Source organism: Algoriphagus alkaliphilus, assembly GCF_900103735.1.
Classification (GTDB): domain Bacteria; phylum Bacteroidota; class Bacteroidia; order Cytophagales; family Cyclobacteriaceae; genus Algoriphagus; species Algoriphagus alkaliphilus.
Genome location: NZ_FMXE01000026.1, coordinates 52,419 through 71,957, shown reverse-complemented (window position 1 = coordinate 71,957; position 19,539 = coordinate 52,419). Strand labels below are relative to the sequence as shown.

The 19,539-nt window shown below is 40.9% G+C and carries 15 protein-coding genes and 1 tRNA gene; 12 read left to right on the top strand and 4 right to left on the bottom strand.

What is annotated here, in order from left to right; genetic code table 11:
• Positions 1-357 precede the first annotated feature (357 nt).
• The 8 genes from BLQ81_RS16140 to bshB1 all read left to right on the top strand — a co-directional run bounded on the left by BLQ81_RS16140 (position 358) and on the right by bshB1 (position 8,972).
• Positions 358-753 (top strand): START-like domain-containing protein, encoded by a 396-nt coding sequence (locus BLQ81_RS16140; RefSeq protein ID WP_092732070.1) that lies wholly within the window; start codon positions 358-360, stop codon positions 751-753.
• Positions 754-825: 72 nt separating this feature from the next.
• Positions 826-2,583, top strand: a complete 1,758-nt coding sequence (locus BLQ81_RS16135; RefSeq protein WP_092732067.1) for an LptF/LptG family permease — start codon at positions 826-828, stop codon at positions 2,581-2,583.
• 61 nt (positions 2,584-2,644) lie between these two features.
• A complete protein-coding gene (gene rpsO / locus BLQ81_RS16130) occupies positions 2,645-2,920 on the top strand; it encodes a 30S ribosomal protein S15 (RefSeq protein ID WP_092732064.1) in 276 nt (91 codons plus the stop codon).
• A 99-nt stretch (positions 2,921-3,019) separates the two neighbouring features.
• Positions 3,020-5,155 (top strand): polyribonucleotide nucleotidyltransferase, encoded by a 2,136-nt coding sequence (gene pnp / locus BLQ81_RS16125; protein ID WP_092732061.1) that lies wholly within the window; start codon positions 3,020-3,022, stop codon positions 5,153-5,155.
• A gap of 67 nt (positions 5,156-5,222) precedes the next feature.
• Positions 5,223-6,086, top strand: coding sequence for a sigma-70 family RNA polymerase sigma factor (locus BLQ81_RS16120; RefSeq protein ID WP_092732058.1), 864 nt, complete (start codon positions 5,223-5,225; stop codon positions 6,084-6,086).
• Between the two features lie 161 nt (positions 6,087-6,247).
• A complete protein-coding gene (trxB, locus tag BLQ81_RS16115; protein ID WP_092732055.1) occupies positions 6,248-7,183 on the top strand; it encodes a thioredoxin-disulfide reductase in 936 nt (311 codons plus the stop codon).
• Between the two features lie 17 nt (positions 7,184-7,200).
• Complete coding sequence (locus tag BLQ81_RS16110; protein ID WP_092732052.1) at positions 7,201-8,241, top strand: M23 family metallopeptidase; 1,041 nt, start codon at positions 7,201-7,203, stop codon at positions 8,239-8,241.
• Positions 8,242-8,252: 11 nt separating this feature from the next.
• Positions 8,253-8,972, top strand: coding sequence for a bacillithiol biosynthesis deacetylase BshB1 (bshB1, locus tag BLQ81_RS16105; RefSeq protein WP_092732049.1), 720 nt, complete (start codon positions 8,253-8,255; stop codon positions 8,970-8,972).
• Here the strand turns inward: bshB1 and pdxH are convergent, their stop codons facing one another.
• Positions 8,973-9,608 (bottom strand): pyridoxamine 5'-phosphate oxidase, encoded by a 636-nt coding sequence (gene pdxH / locus BLQ81_RS16100; RefSeq protein WP_092732046.1) that lies wholly within the window; start codon positions 9,606-9,608, stop codon positions 8,973-8,975.
• A 103-nt stretch (positions 9,609-9,711) separates the two neighbouring features.
• On the opposite strand from pdxH, the gene BLQ81_RS16095 reads away from it, so the two are divergent.
• The 4 genes from BLQ81_RS16095 (at position 9,712) to BLQ81_RS16080 (ending at position 13,401) form a co-directional block, all read left to right on the top strand.
• Positions 9,712-10,281 (top strand): YqgE/AlgH family protein, encoded by a 570-nt coding sequence (locus BLQ81_RS16095; protein ID WP_092732043.1) that lies wholly within the window; start codon positions 9,712-9,714, stop codon positions 10,279-10,281.
• A 48-nt stretch (positions 10,282-10,329) separates the two neighbouring features.
• Positions 10,330-12,519 carry a DUF349 domain-containing protein gene (locus BLQ81_RS16090; RefSeq protein ID WP_092732040.1) on the top strand — a complete coding sequence of 730 codons (2,190 nt, stop codon included), beginning with the start codon at positions 10,330-10,332 and terminating at the stop codon, positions 12,517-12,519.
• A gap of 101 nt (positions 12,520-12,620) precedes the next feature.
• Positions 12,621-12,693, top strand: a tRNA-Thr gene (locus BLQ81_RS16085).
• Between the two features lie 330 nt (positions 12,694-13,023).
• Entirely contained in the window at positions 13,024-13,401 is a 378-nt protein-coding gene (locus BLQ81_RS16080) for a hypothetical protein (RefSeq protein WP_092732037.1), read from the top strand.
• A 430-nt stretch (positions 13,402-13,831) separates the two neighbouring features.
• On the opposite strand, the gene BLQ81_RS16075 is transcribed toward BLQ81_RS16080, so the two are convergent.
• The 3 genes from BLQ81_RS16075 to BLQ81_RS16065 all read right to left on the bottom strand — a co-directional run bounded on the left by BLQ81_RS16075 (position 13,832) and on the right by BLQ81_RS16065 (position 19,444).
• The gene (locus BLQ81_RS16075; RefSeq protein ID WP_092732034.1) at positions 13,832-14,947 is read right to left on the bottom strand and encodes a Gfo/Idh/MocA family protein; all 1,116 of its coding nucleotides are present in this window, start codon (positions 14,945-14,947) and stop codon (positions 13,832-13,834) included.
• A 130-nt stretch (positions 14,948-15,077) separates the two neighbouring features.
• Complete coding sequence (locus tag BLQ81_RS16070; RefSeq protein ID WP_092732031.1) at positions 15,078-15,938, bottom strand: sugar phosphate isomerase/epimerase family protein; 861 nt, start codon at positions 15,936-15,938, stop codon at positions 15,078-15,080.
• 2 nt (positions 15,939-15,940) lie between these two features.
• Positions 15,941-19,444, bottom strand: a complete 3,504-nt coding sequence (locus BLQ81_RS16065; RefSeq protein ID WP_092732028.1) for a PVC-type heme-binding CxxCH protein — start codon at positions 19,442-19,444, stop codon at positions 15,941-15,943.
• Positions 19,445-19,539 lie beyond the last annotated feature (95 nt).

Here is a 19,539-nt window from a genome sequence, read left to right as displayed (position 1 = left end):
ACCAACTGAGCTACCTCGCCTAATAATTTTATAAATCAACATTTCAAATTTATGAGGAGATTTGAACTCCCGTCCGCCGCGCCTGTGCGCCGTGGGGTAGCGGATATGAATCCTGCTCCCGATAGCCACCGGGATAACTCGCAAATATTTTAATTATTTTTTTTTAAATATTGATTTCTGAAATTAATCGTTAAATTAAACCATCATCAAATTTCAAAAAAACAGGGCTTTTTCCGTACGAATTAAGCCATATTGCTCCCCCTGCAAAAGGGAATGCAAATATGAGGTCTTGCGCTCTGAAATGCAAGTTCGGTTTTGAGAAAAAGTGTGAAAAAATCACCTTTAAAATATCTAATCATGGTTAAAAATAAGTTTGTAGCTGATTATCAAATAAATGCTTCCAAAAAAATTGTCTTTCAATATTTAAGTACTGCCAGTGGATTAGAGGAGTGGTTTGCGGATGATGTCCGGATTGATGAGGACAGAAATTTTATCTTCAATTTTGATAATGAAGACCATCACGCAAAATTGACTTCGCTGAGATCAAACCTACATGTCAAATTCGATTTTTTTGATCCAAAAAGCCCAAATGAAACCAATCATTCATTCATTGAATTCAAATTGGAGGAAAATGAATTGACACAGTCACTCTTTTTGAAAGTGATTGATTATTCTAATGATTATGAAGAAGACGAATTAGAAGCGATCTGGGACGGATTAATTTCGAAGTTAAAAGAGATTATAGGTGGATAAATTCCATACTAATTCCCAACTTTGAACTCTGGTACCGATATGTCGTTTCTTTGCCAGAGGTGAACTTTACGGATGAAAAAACTCGATAAGCTAATTCTCGGGTCCTTTTTGGGCCCATTTTTACTCACTTTTTTGGTCGTTGACTTTATCTTACTCATTGTCAACATGCTCAAATATTTCGATGAGATTTTTGGCAAGGGTTTGGGATTTTGGATATATGTAGAACTGATTGGATATTTTGTGATCAGTATTTCGCCTATGGCTCTGCCTTTGGCCGTCTTACTTTCCAGTTTGATGACATTTGGAAACCTCGGGGAACATTTTGAGCTCACGGCAATCAAAAGCAGCGGAATCTCACTAATTAGAGCGATGAGACCTATAGGTATCTTTGCTATTTTATTGACAATTGCTGCTTATTTATCAAATAATTATTTGGTACCGAAAGTCAACCTGAAGACATTCAGTTTGCTATATGATATCCGGATGAAATCGCCCGCTTTGGATATTAAGGAAGGCGTATTTTATTCAGGAATTCCAGGATATAGTATTAAAGTCAATGAAAAAAAAGATGATATCAGATTAAGAGATATTATCATCTACAATCATGCAGATCAACAAGGGAATTTGAATGTTACTTTGGCAGATTCAGGCAGGATGGAAACCTTTTTCAATGACAGTTACCTCAAGCTGACTCTATACCAAGGTCATAATTACAAGGAAGCTCGGGCGACAAGAGGCATTAATGAAGCTCCGGTTGAATTTTCCAGAACTAAATTTGAAGAAAACGTAATTGTTTTTGACTTAGACGCATTCCAGCTCAGCAGAACTCCAGAGGATCTTTGGTCCACGAATAGAGCCATTAAAAATATAGCGCAAATTAAAGATGGCCTGGATTCAATTTACTCCTTGATCAATGATCTTAAATTTCAGAACTATCAAACTGCAGAAAGTATTTATCCTTTTTTTACAAGAAATCGAAAACTTACTCCTCCTGAGTTTATTAAAGAACGAAAAATCAAGGATGATGAGGCTCGAAGAGTGATAATTGAGCAGGAAAAAAAGGTGAGGGACTCTCTTGATAATATTAAATCTTCACCTTCAGATTTTAAAGTAATTGACACGCTTTCTAATCGAGAATTGAAAATCAATGTGGCTACGACCTCCGAAAACCAAAGATTGGATACAATCTTTAAAAGAAAGCGCGGCCGAAATTTGACAGTAAATGATTCTTCATCGCAGCAATCAACGCTGATTACAACCGTAGATACACTGGGAATAGGTGCTCCCAAAAAAATAATAAGAACGACTCCACTAACCGCAACTGAAAAGGAATTGATTGATTCGGTTGTCTTCAGGAGAGGGTACATGTCAAATGCTTTAACCATGGCGCTCAATAACTCCAGAAATCTTAAAAACACTTTCAATGTCAAAATGTCCCAAGTCGATAACCATGAAAGAGAATTCAGAAGATACGAAATCGCTTGGTATCAAAAATATACGCAGGCAATTGCATGCTTTGTCATGTTCTTAATAGGGGCTCCATTAGGATCCATTATTAAAAAAGGAGGTTTAGGTTTGCCTGTTTTGATTTCAATTATCTTCTTTATCATGTTCTACATGCTGACTATTACGGGAGAAAAATGGGCAAAGGAAGGCGTGACGGATTCACTGTTTGGTACAGTATTTTCTAATCTTTGCCTGATACCTTTCGGCTTGTTTTTCTTGAGGCAAGCCAGAAAAGATGCCCGACTATTTGAAGGAGATTTTTATTCGGGAATTTGGAAAAGGATTAGAGGGTTTTTGTACAAATCCCCAGCAAAGTCCAATTGAATATTTACTTTTTGAAATAATAGTCTTACATTTGTGACTGTTTTAATTAATTTAGCTAAACATGTATTTAACACCAGAGAAAAAACAAGAGTTGTTTCAAAATCATGGACGGTTAAAATCTGCAAACGATACAGGATCTCCTGAATCACAGATTGCCCTCTTCACCCACAGAATCCAACATTTGACTGAGCATTTAAAGTCAAATAAAAAGGATCACTCTACGAGATTGGGTTTGTTGAAGCTGGTAGGCAAGAGAAGAAGCCTACTGGATTACCTCCATAAGAAAGAAATCGAGCGTTACAGATCTATAATTGCTGAGCTCGGAATTAGAAAATAACCCATTAGTAAGGTTTTCAAAATGAAAACCTTACTTTTTTCTTTTTTAAGCTAGAGGCAGAAATTTTTCAAACCGAAGAAACTACACAAACAACCATTTATGTTACCAAATTTAATTACAAAGACCATCCACTTACAGGATGGCAGAGAAATCACTATTGAAACAGGAGCACTTGCCAAACAAGCAGATGGTGCAGTAGTCGTGCGAATGGGTAAAGCCATGATTTTGGCTACAGTTGTATCAAAAAAAGAAGCTGGTGAAGGAGTCGACTTTTTACCTATGTCAGTTGATTACCAAGAGAAGTTTGCGGCTTCGGGAAAAATCCCGGGAGGATTTTTGAAAAGAGAGGGTAGACTTTCTGATTACGAGATTTTAATTAGCCGAATTGTAGATCGCGCAATTCGTCCGATTTTTCCGGATGATTATCATGCAGATACCAATGTGTCCATAACATTAATGTCAGCAGACGAGAACGTTTTGCCTGATTGCTTGGCTGGATTAGCTGCATCTGCAGCTTTGGCTGTTTCAGACATTCCATTCAACGGACCTATATCAGAAGTTCGAGTAGCAAAGCTTGATGGAGCCTTGATCCTGAATCCAACTCCTGCGCAACTCGAAAAATCCACCATGGAATTTATAGTTGCCGGTTCGAAGGATTACATCCTTATGGTAGAAGGTGAAGCAAACGAAATCTCCGAAGACGAGATGGTGGAAGCACTTCAATATGCTCATGAGGAAATTAAAAGACATTGCGATGTTCAAATGGAATTGACCAAAGCAGTGGGTAAAGAAGTGAAGCGAGTATATAACCACGAAAAATCTGATCCTGCGCTTTTTGACAAAATGAAGTCTGAGTGCTATGGAAAACTTTTTGAGTCGGTTTCTAAGCAAATCGCAAATAAGTCAGAGCGTTCTGATCTTGTTAAAAAGATAAAAGAAGAATTTGTTAATGGATTAGGTGAAGATCATGGTTTCGAGACCAGCTTGATCGGTCCATATTTTCATAAAATTCACAAGGAAGCTGCTCGTAATTTAACTCTTGAAACCAAAAAGAGATTAGATGGTAGAGCCTTAAATGAAATCAGACCTATTTGGTCAGTAGTGGATTATCTACCATCGGCACATGGATCGGCTATTTTTACCAGGGGTGAAACACAGTCTATTACCACTTGTACGCTTGGTACCAAGATGGACGAGCAGATGGTAGATGGCGCGATGATTTCTGGTTACAATAAATTTTACCTTCACTATAATTTCCCAGGCTTCTCTACGGGCGAAGTTAAAATCAACAGAGGCCCAGGAAGACGGGAAGTAGGACATGGAAATCTTGCGATGAGAGCTTTGAAAAAAGTTCTTCCAGCAGATAATGAGAATCCATACACCATCCGAATCGTTTCGGATATTTTGGAATCAAATGGTTCTTCTTCCATGGCAACAGTCTGTGCAGGCTCTTTGGCCTTGATGGATGCTGGTATTCCTATCAAAGCACCTGTTACAGGAATTGCGATGGGAATGATTTCCGACGCAAAAACCGGAAAGTATGCCATTCTTTCTGACATCCTGGGAGACGAAGATCACTTGGGTGACATGGATTTTAAAGTCACAGGCACAGCAAAAGGAATTACTGCATGCCAGATGGACCTTAAGGTAGAAGGATTGGATTATTCGGTTTTGAAGGAAGCTTTATATCAGGCAAAAGAAGGACGTCTTCATATTCTTGATGAAATCACCAAAACGCTTGCAGCTCCAAAAGCTGATTTGAAGCCACATACTCCACGTTCATTTATGATGTGGATTCCAAAGGAATTGATTGGTGCGGTTATTGGACCCGGAGGAAAAGTAATCCAGGAAATCCAAAAAGACACGTCGACCACAATCATCATTGAAGAAATCGACAATCAAGGTAAGATCAATGTATTCTCTGCTAATCAGTCTAATATGGATGCGGCTATCAGAAGAATTAAAGCGATAGTAGCCCAACCTGAAATAGGCGAGACCTACACCGGAAAAGTAAAAAATATTCAGCCTTTCGGTGCCTTTGTGGAATTTATGCCTGGCAAAGATGGTTTACTCCATATCTCTGAGGTGAAGTGGGAACGTTTGGAAAGTATGGAAGGTGTACTTGAACCCGGTGAGGAGATTATGGTCAAATTGATCGACGTTGATAAAAAAACAGGCAAATTTAAGCTTTCAAGAAAGGTTCTTTTACCAAAGCCAGAAAAACCTGTTTCTTGAGGTCATGCTTGATCAACAATTGACTATTTTAAAACATTAAAAATTTATTTCTCAAATTCTATATTGAATGAGGCAGCTAAAAATTAGCAAACAGATTACCAACAGAGAATCCCAATCCCTGGATAAATACTTGCAGGAAATTGGAAAGGTTGATCTGTTGACAGCAGATGAAGAGGTAGTTTTGGCAAAAAGAATTCGTGAAGGCGATCAACTTGCGCTCGAAAAATTGACAAAGGCAAACCTTCGTTTTGTGGTGTCTGTTGCCAAACAATACCAAAATCAAGGTCTTTCTCTCGGAGATTTGATCAATGAGGGCAACCTAGGTCTAATCAAAGCTGCTCAGCGATTTGACGAAACCAGAGGTTTTAAGTTCATAAGCTACGCAGTTTGGTGGATCAGACAGTCTATTTTGCAGGCATTGGCCGAGCAATCAAGAATCGTTCGTCTGCCATTGAACAGGGTGGGATCTCTAAACAAAATCTCCAAAACCTTTAGCGAATTGGAGCAAAAGTTTGAGCGTGAACCTTCTCCGGAAGAATTAGCGGAGGTACTCGAAGTGTCTGCTTCAGAGGTTGTTGATACCATGAAGATCTCCGGACGTCATGTTTCTATGGATGCTCCATTTGTACAGGGGGAAGAAAACAGTCTCCTTGATGTTTTGGAAAATGATGGAGATGAGAAGCCGGATGATGGTTTGATGACTGATTCGCTTCGTAAAGAAGTACAGCGGGCACTCTCCACCCTTACTCAAAGAGAGGCCGATGTTATCACGCTTTACTTTGGTCTGAATGGCGAACACGCAATGACGCTGGAAGAAATCGGTGAAAAGTTTAATTTAACTCGTGAAAGAGTAAGACAGATAAAAGAAAAAGCCATTCGAAGGCTTCGTCATACTTCAAGGAGTAAGACGCTTAAACCTTATCTGGGATAAATTATCAAAAGGGGCTTAGGCCCCTTTTTTTTTCGATTCCATTGGGGAAAATTATTTGACTGAGTATAAGTCACAATCTTTCACTTTGGGAATTTTAACTTCCCCGTGTTTTGTTTGATATTCAGAAATGACAAAATTTAAACGATTTAAGCAATCAAGAGATGAATCAAGAAATTGAACGGGCCAAAGTAATGATCATAGGATCAGGGCCCGCCGGCTACACAGCCGCAATTTATGCTGCCCGTGCAGGATTATCACCGATCTTGTATACTGGACCTCAACCGGGAGGACAGCTTACAATTACCAATGATGTAGAAAATTATCCGGGCTATCCAGCCGGAGTAATGGGGCCGGAAATGATGGAAGATTTCAGGAAGCAAGCTGAAAGATTTGGCACTTCGGTGCGTTATGGAATGGTGACAAAAGTCGATTTTAAAACTACACCCCGTGAAGTTACTGTCGATGATCAAATTACCATTCATGCCGACACAGTCATTATTTCCACAGGTGCTTCAGCTAAGTGGCTTGGGATAGAAAGTGAATCCAGGCTGAATGGAAAAGGGGTATCAGCCTGTGCTGTATGTGATGGGTTCTTCTTTAAAGGTCAGGAAGTTGCAATTGTTGGCGCAGGAGATACGGCCTGTGAAGAGGCGTCTTATTTATCCAACATTTGTTCTAAAGTTTACATGATTGTGAGAAGAGACGAAATGAGGGCCTCTCAGATCATGCAAAAGAGAGTCATCAATAATCCAAAAATTGAAATTCTTTGGAACACTGAGACTGATGAGATCTTGGGGGAAGAAGAGGTCTCTGGTGTAAGAGTCATGAACAATAAAACAGGAGAAAAGCGCGAAATACCAATTTCTGGCTTCTTTGTTGCTATTGGACACGAGCCCAATACCGGAATTTTCAAAGAATTTATTCACATGGATTCTTCAGGATATATCAAAACAATTCCGGGAAGTACCAAGACAAATGTGGAAGGTGTATTTGCATGTGGTGATGCGCAGGATCACGTTTACAGACAGGCCGTTACTGCAGCAGGAACAGGTTGCATGGCTGCATTGGATGCAGAGCGCTACCTTGCTTCACAATAGAATCTTAAATTTAATTGATGAGTAACTTTAGTCTAAAAGTAATTCTGGGAATACTCTTGAGCATTGGTTTCTTTGAAGCCAATGCTCAAGTTTTTCCTAAGATTATCAAGAGAAACACTACCACAACTCCAGCAACTGCCCAAGAACGAAAAAATATCGAACTGAGGCAATTTGACCAAGGATCATACCTGCGAACTTTAGCTTCTCAGACTGATTCCATGATTTTTCAATTTGATGTGAACCTCGCCCGGATTCAATCAATAATAAGTGAAGATCGATATGCGATGTCTTGGTCTCCTACTAATCAAATGATCCGGGTTTCCGAACAAATTCAGATCGACAGTATCTGGGTGACCGCTTTTGAATATTTTTCAAATTGGGATAGCCAAAAAGTAGATATCTATAATTTTGATATCCGGAACTTCACGGATAGTCTAAGTCTGAGACTATACGATCCAAGGTATGGTTTGGATTGGAAAATGCCGCTTGAAAAAACCATCATCAACTCCAAATATGGCTATCGTTGGAGAAGAATGCATTATGGTACAGATTTGGATTTGGACACAGGTGATCCGGTTTATTCAGCTTTTGATGGTATTGTCCGTGTCAAATCATATGATCGGTATGGGTATGGGTATTTTTATGTGGTTCGACACAAAAACGGTCTTGAAACTGTCTATGGACATTTGTCAAAACATGTAGCCGAAGTTGGAGACGAAATGAAAGCCGGCGATTTATTGGGAAGGGGTGGATCGACAGGGCGAAGTACTGGACCGCATTTGCACTACGAATTGAGGTATAAAGGTGTCCCGTTTGACCCTGAACGAGTATATGATTTTGAAAGCAACACAATTTCAGTTCAGGATTTATTTGTGTCAAAAGAACTTTTTGGACAGGCGGTTCAAGCAAGAACTGCCGCTTATCATAAAGTAAAAAGAGGGGATACCCTCGGCTCTATCAGTAGAAAATATGGTGTGACAGTGACTCAATTGACGCGATTAAATAGCATTAGCACAAGAACTGTATTGCGTGTAGGCCAAAATTTGCGGGTCAAATAACTTGCGGAAATATGACAAAACTTGATATTTTGGTTCTTGCAGCACATCCTGATGATGCTGAATTGGGATGCGCAGGTACGATTGCTGCACATGTAGCCAAAGGTTTAAAGGTGGGGATTGTAGACCTCACCCGTGGTGAAATGGGGACAAGAGGAACTCCGGAAACCCGAATTCAGGAAGCTGAAGAAGCCGCTAAAATCCTCGGGCTTTCTGCACGGGAAAATTTGGGATTCGAGGATATATATTTCAAAGACGACACAAAACACCAGCATGAACTGATAAAAATAATCCGAAAGTATCAACCGGAAATAGTTTTGGCAAATGCTGTGACCGATCGCCATCCGGATCATGGAAAAGGGGCTTCTTTGGCTACTCACGCCTGTTTTATGAGTGGCTTGCGAAAACTAGAAACAAGTCTGGAAGAGCAGCCTCAAGACCCTTGGAGACCTAAGTTTGTGTACCACTATATTCAGAATAATTACATCCAACCTGATTTTATTGTTGATGTATCTGAATTTTGGGAAATCAAAATTGCCAGTATCATGGCGTTTAAATCACAATTTTATGATCCGTGTAGCCAAGAACCTTCAAGTTTTATCTCATCTCCTGAGTTTCTTCCATTTATCGAATCCCGGGCAAGGGAATTAGGCCATCGAATTCTGACCAAATACGGCGAAGGATTTACTGTAGAAAGATTTATAGGCGTAAGTAATCTTTTTGATCTTAAGTGATTAGGGTGCTAGTCTTGAAATTTTCCAGGAACCGTCTGACTGTTTATCATAACAGATTCTATCATGTAGTCGGCTTGGTCTTCCCTGCCAAAATTCAATCTTAATTGGTACCAGACGATATCCTCCCCAAAAATCAGGTCGGGTGAGCGGTTCACTGGAAAATCGCTTTTCCATTTCCTCAAGACGGCTATTTAATTCATTCCGATCCGCAATCGTAGCACTTTGAGGCGATGTCCAAGCTCCAATTTGTGATCCTTTAGGACGGGAAAGAAAATATTCATCGGATTCTTTTTCACTTACTTTTTCAATCAATCCCATAATTCTAACTTGTCGTTCCAATTCGGACCAAAAAAATGTTATTGATGCTTTTGGATTGGCTTCAATTTCCTGTCCTTTTTCACTTTTATAATTTGTGAAAAAGACAAATCCATAATCCATTTCTTTCAAGAGTACTATTCTGGCATTGGGAAATCCATTTAATCCGAGCGTGGAGAGACACATGGCATTAACTTCAGGAACTTCCGAATCAATAGCCTCATCCAACCAAACTCTGAACTGATTAAAGGGGTCAAAACTTACATCATTGAAATCCAGAGATTTGATTGTGTATTCGTTGCGTATATCGGATAGCTTCATTTGGCTTTTGAAAAGAATTTTAAATTACTTGATAAAAGTACCACAGCCATTGGTTTTTTAAAATTTAAGCCTATATTTTTCACTGAAAAGGAAAGATGAACAAATGACAAACGATCCTTCTAAAATCCCACAGGCTGGTAACCTTTTAATCTCAGAACCCTTTTTGCAGGATGAAAACTTCGTACGCTCTGTTGTATTACTTTGTGAACATAATTCGGAAGGAAGTTTTGGTTTGGTTTTGAACAAACCATCAATTTTGAATTTGAGCGAGTTAGTTGAGGAGTTATCTTTCTTGGAATCTGAAATTTTCGTGGGTGGACCGGTAGAGCAAAATACCTTGCACTTTATCTATTTCGGTGAAAAGAAACTAGAAGGAAGTATTTCAATAGGAGAAGGACTATGGTGGGGAGGAGATTTTGAAGGATTGGTGGAAAATTTGAAAATAGGTTCTATGGCCTCTGATTCAGTTCGATTTTTTATTGGATACAGTGGTTGGGGCTCTGGTCAACTTTCCGACGAACTTAGCGAGAATACATGGATAATTTATGACAATAAAATTGATCCAAATGTCCTTAAAAATACGCCCGATGAGCTATGGAGAGTAGTCTTAAAAAACATGGGTGGTGAGTTTAAGGTTATGGCAAATTATCCTCTGGATCCAAGATTAAATTAGGCAAAATGCCTACTTTTGCCCATATTGCCTCGAAATAGTAGTGTTTTTATGACTGAGAAAAGTAACGAATTGTCTGATAAAGACAAGGTGACTCAAGCTTCTTTGGATGAAGCAAAGGGTATCGATAAAGAAGATCAAGTTAAGCAATCAGAAGTGGATGCCGCTGAAGCCAAGGAAGAAATTGTACTGGAAGATACTGTTTCCGTAGAAGCTGAATCTAACATTGAAACCCAATCTGCTGAAGCCAAAGACAACATCGAAATGGAACTGCCAGCCGCTGAGGTTGAACCTATTCTAGATAATCCTCAAGACTCTGTTGAGATTGAATCAGAGCCGATTGCTGTAGATAATGCTGAAAACACCACCGTGACGGATGATTCTTCGGAGAAAAAAGCTTCAATTGCTTCTGAGGAACAAAAAGAAGAAGCCGTCAGCTCTGAGGAAGTAGAAGTCACAGATGAAATAGATCAAAAAGAATCTCCCGGTACCGAAACCTCAGAAAGTGAAGAGGAGGAAGATCATTCGAATGACCCCGTTGAACTCTCCGGATTGACCAAAATTCAGCTTTTAAAGTTACTTAAAGATAAAATCCAGAATATTCCGATTCTCAAACTTGACAAAATTGCACACGAAATCAAGTCTGCTTTTGACGAGTTAACCGGAAAAGACAAAGAAGAAGCACTGAATAAGTTTAAAGCCGAAGGTGGGGATGTGGATGACTTTGAATACCGTCAACATGAAGAGGAGCGGGAATTTTTAAAAGTCTTCAATGACTTCCGTTATCAGTTGAATTCGCTGAGAAAAGAAGCCGAAAGACAAAAAGAAAAGAATCTTAGCGCCAAGACTGAATTGCTGAATAGGCTTCGTGACCTCGTCGATGGGGAAGAAACTACACTCAGCATGGGGACAATCAAATCCATTCAGGAAGAATGGAAGACGATAGGACCGGTTCCAACTGCCCAAAACAGAAATCTCTGGGCAAGTTTTAATGCATTGATGGACAGATTCTACGACAACCGTAGCATCTATTTTGAGTTGAAGGAACTTGATCGTAAGAAGAATCTTGAAAGTAAAACTGAACTTTGTGAAAAGGCTGATTCCCTCAAAGAGGTAAAAGATCTTAAAGATGCCATTCGTATGCTTAATGAACTCCACGAGGAATTTAAGCACATAGGTCCTGTACCTAGAGAAGAACAAGAAAATCTTTGGCAACGTTTTAAAGCGGCATCTGATGCAGTCTACGATCGGAGAAAAGATTTCTTTGAAGGACAAAAAGAAGTCTTCAAGCAAAATCAAACCGAAAAAGAAGTACTGATTGCCAAATTGGTAACATTCGCTGATTTCAAAGCAGACCGAATTAAAGATTGGAATACCAAAACCAAGGAAATTCTCGAAATTCAAAAAGCTTGGGAAAAAATCGGACCCGTTACCAAAGAAGCCGGTAAGGAAATCAACAAAGCGTTTTGGGCTGCATTCAAGCATTTCTTTCACAACAAGAATTTGTTTTTCAAAGAACTGGATGAAATCAGAGCTACCAATCAGAAGAAAGCCGAAGAACTTATTGCACAGGCTGATGCCTTGAAGGATAATAAAGATTGGCAAAACACAGCAAATCAACTGGTGAAGCTGCAGCAGGAATGGAAAAAGTTGGGTCCGACTCCGGAGAAAAACAGAGATGGCCTTTACAAAAAATTCAAAGCTGCCTGTGATGCTTTCTTTGACAATCGAAGAAACTCCAACAAGAAGGCGAATTCTGAATTTGAAGAGAATCTCAAAAAGAAGCAGGATATCATCAAGCAAATTCTGGATGCAGTTGCCGGTACAGATTTCCAGGAAGAAACACTTTCTACCTGGGTTTCTGAATTCAACGAAACAGGTTTCGTTCCTCGGAAAAATATCAAAGAAATACAGGCTCAATTAAAGGAAGCCGTTGATAAATATTTGGAAAAGCTGGATCCTAGCGGATCTGATCACGATGACTTCTTGTTCAGATTAAATCTGAATCGAATTCAGACAGATCCAAATTCAATAAAAACGTTAAACAGAAAAGAACACGGAATTCGCAAGCAGATTTCCGATTTGGAAAACAGCATCACTCTTTGGAAAAACAATTTGGAATACTTTGCGGCATCAAAAACAGCAGATAAGCTTAAAGATCAGTTTGATATAAAGATTCAAAAAGCCGAAGAGGAAGTAGATAAGTTGAAGAAGAAATTGACTATTCTAAAAGAATTCTAAATTTTTCCCGCTCAAACTCTGAGAGATAGAAAATTCTTAGGAGATGAGTTTGGAGCAAATCATGTGAAGGCCTATATTTGCACCACAATAAAAAAAAGTAAGCCTCTTTAGCTCAGCTGGTAGAGCAACTGACTTGTAATCAGTAGGTCGCTGGTTCGATCCCGGCAAGGGGCTCAAAAAAGGGAAACAGAAATGTTTCCCTTTTTGCTTTTTTGTCAATTTCAAAGTAAGGCTACTCCGACCATTTTTCACCTAATAAATTTTTGGAACCTTCCGCAAAATCAAGAAGTAATCCTTTCGACGAATTTATTGATGCGCATCTTACTCCTTGGTAAACTCGAACTCATGGAGATGTATTGACCTTTGACTTGGTATCGTCTGCTAAACTCACAGGGGGTATTATTACCGTTATACATCATATTTTACCCTTTAATATTTCCTTTATAGTATCGCTTCTGGTTATTTTTTTCTACATTTTGTTCTTCATTTTAACTTCTTTCGTATATGAGAAAATTACTATTCAACACCCTTGGCCTATTGATCACACTATCGGCCACTTTTGCGCTTTCCAGCTTTACCACACCTTCTCCTGAATACTATGAGGGAAAATGGGAAGTGACTGTATTTGACACGCCTCAGGGTACTGCTACTATCCCGATGCGCTTTGAGACCGCAGATGGCAAGACCAAAGGGTATTTCATTGAAGATGCTTCCGGTACAGAAAAGGAAATGACTTCTGTCTCAATTACAGGCGACAATTTGGTTGCCTACTTTAACATCACCGGCTATGATGTTTACCTTAGTTTGGTGAAAAAGGATGAGGATGTATCTAGAGGTTCTTTGATGGATATGTTTAACGCTGAAGGAAAACGCGTGAAGTGATAGTATCAAGTAGCTAGATTTTAGTATCAAGACCTAGACCTTTGAGGTTTTCCAGAACCTCGAAGGTCTCTGTTTTTATAGGGCCATTTTATTATCTCCCGCAGAAAAAATAGCTGATTCGCGCAGATTTTTATTTCCCACAGATTCACGCAGAGAAATTCACGGATTTTTATTTTTTGATCTTAGACTACCCGAGGTTTTGAAAATAAGTAAACATTTAGCGCAAGTCTTTTGACTTGTGCTTACCTAAATCAGTCTTCAGACTGCCGCTTGAAATCGAAAGGAAAGCAGTCCGAAGACTGCAGCATAGAAGGTCCAAGTCTGAAGACTTGAACCAGCCGAAGGCTAAAAACCTTGGCTTTTCTTCATGTTCGCGATTAAAAACTCCACAAAATGAAAAAAGCAGCCTCGCAGCTGCCTTTTCTGTTTGTTATTTGTTGATTGTAAAGTCGGGGAGGTACTTGATTTTTCCGCCCTCCATGGCAGATTCATGAGCCAAAATACCCACACAGGTAATATTGGCGGATTGCCTGGCATCCGGATATGGGGCTCTTTTCTCAATCAGGGCATTGAGAAATTCATTTACAAGATGTGGATGAGAACCTCCATGGCCGGATCCTTGAATAAAAGACAAATGCTGATTGTCGTCACCGTCATATACACCCTGAGTTGTAAAAGAAGCGATCTCTTTAGGAAGTAAATGTGCATAATCCGGGATTTTGACTTTCTCCGGACTTTCTCCGGTATGGATTACAGAATCTTCGTGCTCGATCAGTGTCCACTCAAATGACTTTTTAGAGCCATACACATCAAAGCTTTCCCGATACTGCCTTGCCGTGTTAAATAAAGATCTCGTAACCTCAGCCGCCAAATCGGAATCTTTAAGCTTGATGTGACAAGTCTCGATCGCAAAAGGAGAACCGTACTTTGGAATAAGATTTTCATCAATTCTTCCTGACCCTAAACAGGAAACGTATTCTGCCTGTCCTTTTGGCAAGGCCAAAACCGGTCCTACACAGTGGGTGGCATAGTGCATCGGGGGGAGCCCTTCCCAATAGCCTGGCCATCCTGCCATTTCCTGCTGATGAGAAGCTCTAAGAAATTGAATTTTACCCAGCTCGCCTTTCTCATACATTTCTTTTACAAAGAGGAATTCGCGGCTGTAAATCACCGTTTCCATCATCATGTATGTCAAACCGGTACGCTCGGTTTCTTCGACGATCGCACGGCACTCCTCGACGGTGGTAGCCATGGGTACGGTACAGGCGACATGCTTGCCAGCACGAAGGGCTTTTAAGGATTGCTCAGCGTGATTTTGGATTGGCGTATTGATGTGAACTGCATCGACATTGGGGTCTTTAAGTAATTCATCGTAGTCGGTATACACCTTTTCGATTCCAAATGCTTTTCCGATTTCTTCTGCCTTTTCTTTATTCCGCTGGCAAATTCCATACATATTGGCCAAGGGATGCTTTTGGTAAATCGGAATAAATTCGGCTCCAAATCCCAGTCCAATGATGGCGATGTTGATTTGTTTTTGACTCATGGGTATTTAGTGTTTTTGGTTTTTATAATAGTATGGAGGTTAGGAGGTAAGCAAGTTTGGAAGTTAAAACGTCCGAAGTCCGATGACGGATGCGAGGATCTCGTATTTCGTACTTCGTACTTTTTATTTCCTATTCCGCTGCCCACTTCCTCAAAAATTCCAGTCCTTCTTTGGCAAAGCCGTCCTGAGATGGAACCAATGGTTTCCAGATGCATACCGCACCCGCCAGTTCTTTCACATCGGGAGTAAAGCTTTCGACAGAAATTACCCCTTGGTAGTTGATTGCTTCCAAGCCTCGCTTCCAGGCAGCCCAGTTGGTTTGGCCTGTTCCCGGTGTGCCTCGGTAATTTTCAGAGACTTGGACATGAATCAGTTTATCTCCGACAGTTTTAATCGCATGCTCGATACTCGGTTCCTCAATATTCATGTGAAATCCATCCAATATTGCCTTAGCCTGAGGTTCATTGATATCTGTGATCAATTGCATCAACTCTTCGGAGGTGTTGATCAGGTCAGTTTCAAATCGGTTTAGGGTTTCTATTGCGATCTCCAATCCAAATTCACCTGCACGATGGCAGACTTTCCGGAGGTTGGTGACAGCGCGATTCCATTCGATTTTTTTTTGTTCGGCTGAGACCAAACGGGCTTTTCCTACCGCCGAATACATCGGTCCGGCCACAAAACCTGCTCCCAATTCAGAAGCAATTTCAAAACAGGAATCGAGGTAATCGAAGCAGGTTTGATGAAATGCCGGATCTTCATTGGTCAAATCCCGGCTGGTACCGAAAGCGCCGCAGATAACAGGGCTGAGCCCATTATCCGCAAGTGCTTTCTTTACCCAATCAATGTCAATTAAAGCGGGATCTTCCACAGGAATCTCCACTGCATCGTATCCGTAGCTTTTGATTTTTGGAAAAAGCTTGACGGTTTCCTTGTTGAAAGGCGAAGTCCATAGCCAGGTGCTGACTGCAAATGTTACATTCAACGCCATGCCTATTCTACTTTCATGATTCCATTCATAATTCTCCAGTGGCCCGGTACTGTACAGACAAATGGATAGTCTCCCGGTTCGGTTGGGGCAGTGAATACGATTGATTCACGACCTTCTGGATCAACCAATAGGGTAGCAGCTATTACTTGAGGAATCTTAGGGACGTAATTTTGTTCGGCACCTTTTGGATCACGGGCCAAAGCATCCGCAGCTTCACCGATGGTCTCCATGGATCCTTTTTGTCCAATGACCAAGTTATGCTGCATGAAATCAGGATTTTCGAAGTCTATCGTAACCTGAGAACCAGCCTTCACCGTGAATGTGGCCAAGGTGAATTTCATCTCATGGGGGATTACTCCCAATTTGATCAGAGTTGTACCATTTGCCGCGGTGGTAGCACCTCCAGCGTCAGCCATCATTTGAATATCAGAACCTGGTTTTTTCAGTGCTAGGGTTGATTTGTTGCTAATTCTACCAGAGAACATCCAGCCCCCTTCATATTTTCCAACTTGATTTCTTGAGTCATTTTGACCGACACGAACTCGTCTAGGAGTAAGTTCTGCGGCGAAAAGTCCTTTGGTTTTAGCTTTTCCGATTTCCTCCCCATTGATCATCAATGTCATACTTCCATCTTCCACAAGGGTTGCATCAATGATGAATTGCTCTTCAGGAAGGCCTTTTTTAGAACTGATGATCGTGAGTTTTTCATCCTGAGCTACTGCAAAGTGAAGTTTGTCTTCATAGATATATAAGCTGTAACCATTGGTACCATTTCCATGTGCTACCAAAATCCCGTCCAGTGGATTGTTGCCTTTGGATGCAATCATTCGAATTGCAATTTCCTTTCCAGCCACATCAGGTGGAAAAAGGATAGAGTTTCTGGAATCCAATGGATATTGCTCCGCAACCAAGCTTCTACTGATTCGGTCAGCCAAGGACAATTCGGCAATGTCACCGGACTGCAGAGCTGTCTTGCTGTCTCGCTTTGCAAATTCGGTTGGGTGTGCCAAAACCGCTGCAAATATCGCCTGAGGCAAATACGCATCGGTTCCATTATCAGGAACATCGGCTGCCTTGATCAATTCTTTGGCAGCACCTTCATTGAAAGGCATTTCTGACAAAGTCAGGAATGCATATTTCCGCGCATGTAAATCCGAATCGTTCAGGAGATTGGAAGCCATGATAGCTTTCAGCGAAGCCTCAGTACGAGGGATCACGCGAAGTGCATTTTTCCTTACCGCACCGGAGGGGTGTCGAAGTGCTTTTTCTACCACTTGCTCCGCTTCCCTGTTTGTCCCATTCAATTCACCCAAACCATGCAAGGTCCAAAGGGCATTGATTGCAGGACCGTTAAGCCCCACTGCATCCACACTTTGATCTCCGATAATTTTATACAGGTCTTGAAGGACCTCTTTATTTTTTGTCTCTACAATCAAACGCTGCGCGGTCAATCTCCAAAACATGTTCTCGCTTTTCAAGGCAGAGATTAGCTTTTTGGAACTGGCATCTTTCAGGTCAAAAGTCTCTGAATCATCTCCTCCTTTGTATGCCATGCGATAAATACGTCCGTGCTTGCTGTCACGTAGGGGATTGATGTAAGCATTACCGTCACCGTTTTCGAATCCTCTTGGAGTAGGGTTATGCTGGATGATAAAGTTGTACCAATCTGCAACCCAAAGCGCTCCGTCAGGTCCAACCTCGGCATGAACAGGGGAGAACCACTCGTCGGAACTCGCCAAAATATTAAATCCATTTTTTTCTTTAAATCCAGATCCTTCCGGATTGATGATCGCATTGTGGAGCACCCGTCCTGTTGGCTCTGCCACAAAGGCGATTTTGTTCCAATAGTTTTTAGGAAAGCTCCTTGCCGTGTAGAAATTATGTCCTGCAGCAGCGGTATAGCTTCCATGCCAATCGACCTGTCTTAGGAAAGGCGTAAGATGAGGCATATCATAATGCGAGTCGATGCCATGAACTGTATTGGCAGATCCCTGAAAGACCGGTCGCTTTAGGTAGTTATTTGCCATGGAAAAATACACACTGTGCTGACCGTTTGCTGTAGAAATAAATGTTTCAAAGTCTTCGGTGAAACCCAATCCCCAAGTATTGTTGGAAGTATTTCCCAGGTATTCGAGATTATTACCGCTAGGATCAAATCGATAAACACCCTGACCAAATTGATGTCTTACTCCACTTACTTCTCCATTGAAGCCGGAATAACCCAAGACTCCCCAGATTTTATTGTCAAAACCATACTTCAAATTGGAAGGTCCTGCATGGGTATCGCTTTTGCCCCAACCAGTCATCAATACTTCTCTGACATCGGCAACATCATCGCCATCGGTATCTTTTAAGAATACAAAATCAGGTGCCATGGAGATTACGATGCCGCCATTGACAGCCATGATGGATGTCGGAATATTCAGATTATCTGCAAAGACAGTAACTTTATCAGCCTTGCCGTCTCCATTGGTATCTTCCAGGATTTTGATTTTGTCATTGCCACCCTCTTTTCGGACTTCATTAGGATAATCCACTGTTTCGATGACATAGAGTCTGCCTCTTTCGTCCCATGCCATTGCCATCGGATTGATGATCATCGGTTCGGCAGCGAAAAGCTGCAATTCAAACCCAACAGGAACCTGAATCAGCTTCATACTTTGCTCAGGTGTCAAAGGAAGCTGATAGCGTGGGGCGGGATCCCGTTTTTCATAATTTGGGATTTCGGCATCCTGAAATTCAGGTGTTGGAATTTCATATTTGGCCAAAAGTTCATTCACCTTATCTCCAACAGCCCAAAGAATACCGTTTGCCACCAAGTCCTGGAAGCCCTTTTTTCCCCATGTCTTCTCATTATGGCCGTAAGCCGTATAGAACACACGCCCTTTGCCTTCATTCCTTACCCAAGTGTAAGGTTCTTTTTTGCCGCCTTCGACCCTTTCCATCAGGACATGCATATCCGGATTGACTTTGGTATGAACGTAGGTTTCATCCCAAGTTTCAAACTCCTCCAAGCCAGCCATCACCGGATGTGCACTATCAATAATGTCCACGGTAAAATCTCCTGTTCCATGGGTACTAAACTGACCTCCAACCGCACCGATGTACCAGTCAGAGTTTTGGAAACAGAAGGAAGCCGAATGGATCGGTATTAGTGCCTTACCGCTTTGAACATAGTCTTTAAGCGCTTTTTCCTGTTCAGGACTGATCTTTTCATGGTTGGCATAGATCATTAGCCCGTCATAATTATTTAAGGTCACCTTGTTGAGATCATTAAGATCTGTAGTGTAGGTGAGGTTGATTCCTTTTTGGAAAAGGGGAATTCCAAGATACATCATCAGTTTTTCGGAGTTGTGATGTTCACTTTCATGGCCTAGGACGAGGATTTCCACCCGTCTTGGATCAGTCATGGAAAGGAAATTTTCCTTTTTCCCGCAGGAAATAATGAGGGTGAGTGCGATGAGAAGGAGAAGATAAGAGCTTCTCCAATTTTTTAAATTGGTCATGCTTTGGGCTTACTGGTATTTAGATGCTAATATTCCTCAATTTGGCTCAGAATTCCTTACTGTTTTTACTTGAATAGTGACTGTTTTTTTTCAAT

Bases quoted from the DNA above. Each gene is read 5' to 3' on its own strand.
- trxB (WP_092732055.1), top strand. From the start codon at position 6,248: ATGAATCAAGAAATTGAACGGGCCAAAGTAATGATCATAGGATCAGGG.
- BLQ81_RS16140 (WP_092732070.1), top strand. From the start codon at position 358: ATGGTTAAAAATAAGTTTGTAGCTGATTATCAAATAAATGCTTCCAAA.
- pdxH (WP_092732046.1), bottom strand. From the start codon at position 9,608: ATGAAGCTATCCGATATACGCAACGAATACACAATCAAATCTCTGGAT.
- bshB1 (WP_092732049.1), top strand. From the start codon at position 8,253: ATGACAAAACTTGATATTTTGGTTCTTGCAGCACATCCTGATGATGCT.
- BLQ81_RS16095 (WP_092732043.1), top strand. From the start codon at position 9,712: ATGACAAACGATCCTTCTAAAATCCCACAGGCTGGTAACCTTTTAATC.
- pnp (WP_092732061.1), top strand. From the start codon at position 3,020: ATGTTACCAAATTTAATTACAAAGACCATCCACTTACAGGATGGCAGA.
- rpsO (WP_092732064.1), top strand. From the start codon at position 2,645: ATGTATTTAACACCAGAGAAAAAACAAGAGTTGTTTCAAAATCATGGA.
- BLQ81_RS16065 (WP_092732028.1), bottom strand. From the start codon at position 19,444: ATGACCAATTTAAAAAATTGGAGAAGCTCTTATCTTCTCCTTCTCATC.
- BLQ81_RS16110 (WP_092732052.1), top strand. From the start codon at position 7,201: ATGAGTAACTTTAGTCTAAAAGTAATTCTGGGAATACTCTTGAGCATT.
- BLQ81_RS16070 (WP_092732031.1), bottom strand. From the start codon at position 15,938: ATGGCGTTGAATGTAACATTTGCAGTCAGCACCTGGCTATGGACTTCG.
- BLQ81_RS16120 (WP_092732058.1), top strand. From the start codon at position 5,223: ATGAGGCAGCTAAAAATTAGCAAACAGATTACCAACAGAGAATCCCAA.
- BLQ81_RS16090 (WP_092732040.1), top strand. From the start codon at position 10,330: ATGACTGAGAAAAGTAACGAATTGTCTGATAAAGACAAGGTGACTCAA.
- BLQ81_RS16135 (WP_092732067.1), top strand. From the start codon at position 826: ATGAAAAAACTCGATAAGCTAATTCTCGGGTCCTTTTTGGGCCCATTT.
- BLQ81_RS16075 (WP_092732034.1), bottom strand. From the start codon at position 14,947: ATGAGTCAAAAACAAATCAACATCGCCATCATTGGACTGGGATTTGGA.
- BLQ81_RS16080 (WP_092732037.1), top strand. From the start codon at position 13,024: ATGAGAAAATTACTATTCAACACCCTTGGCCTATTGATCACACTATCG.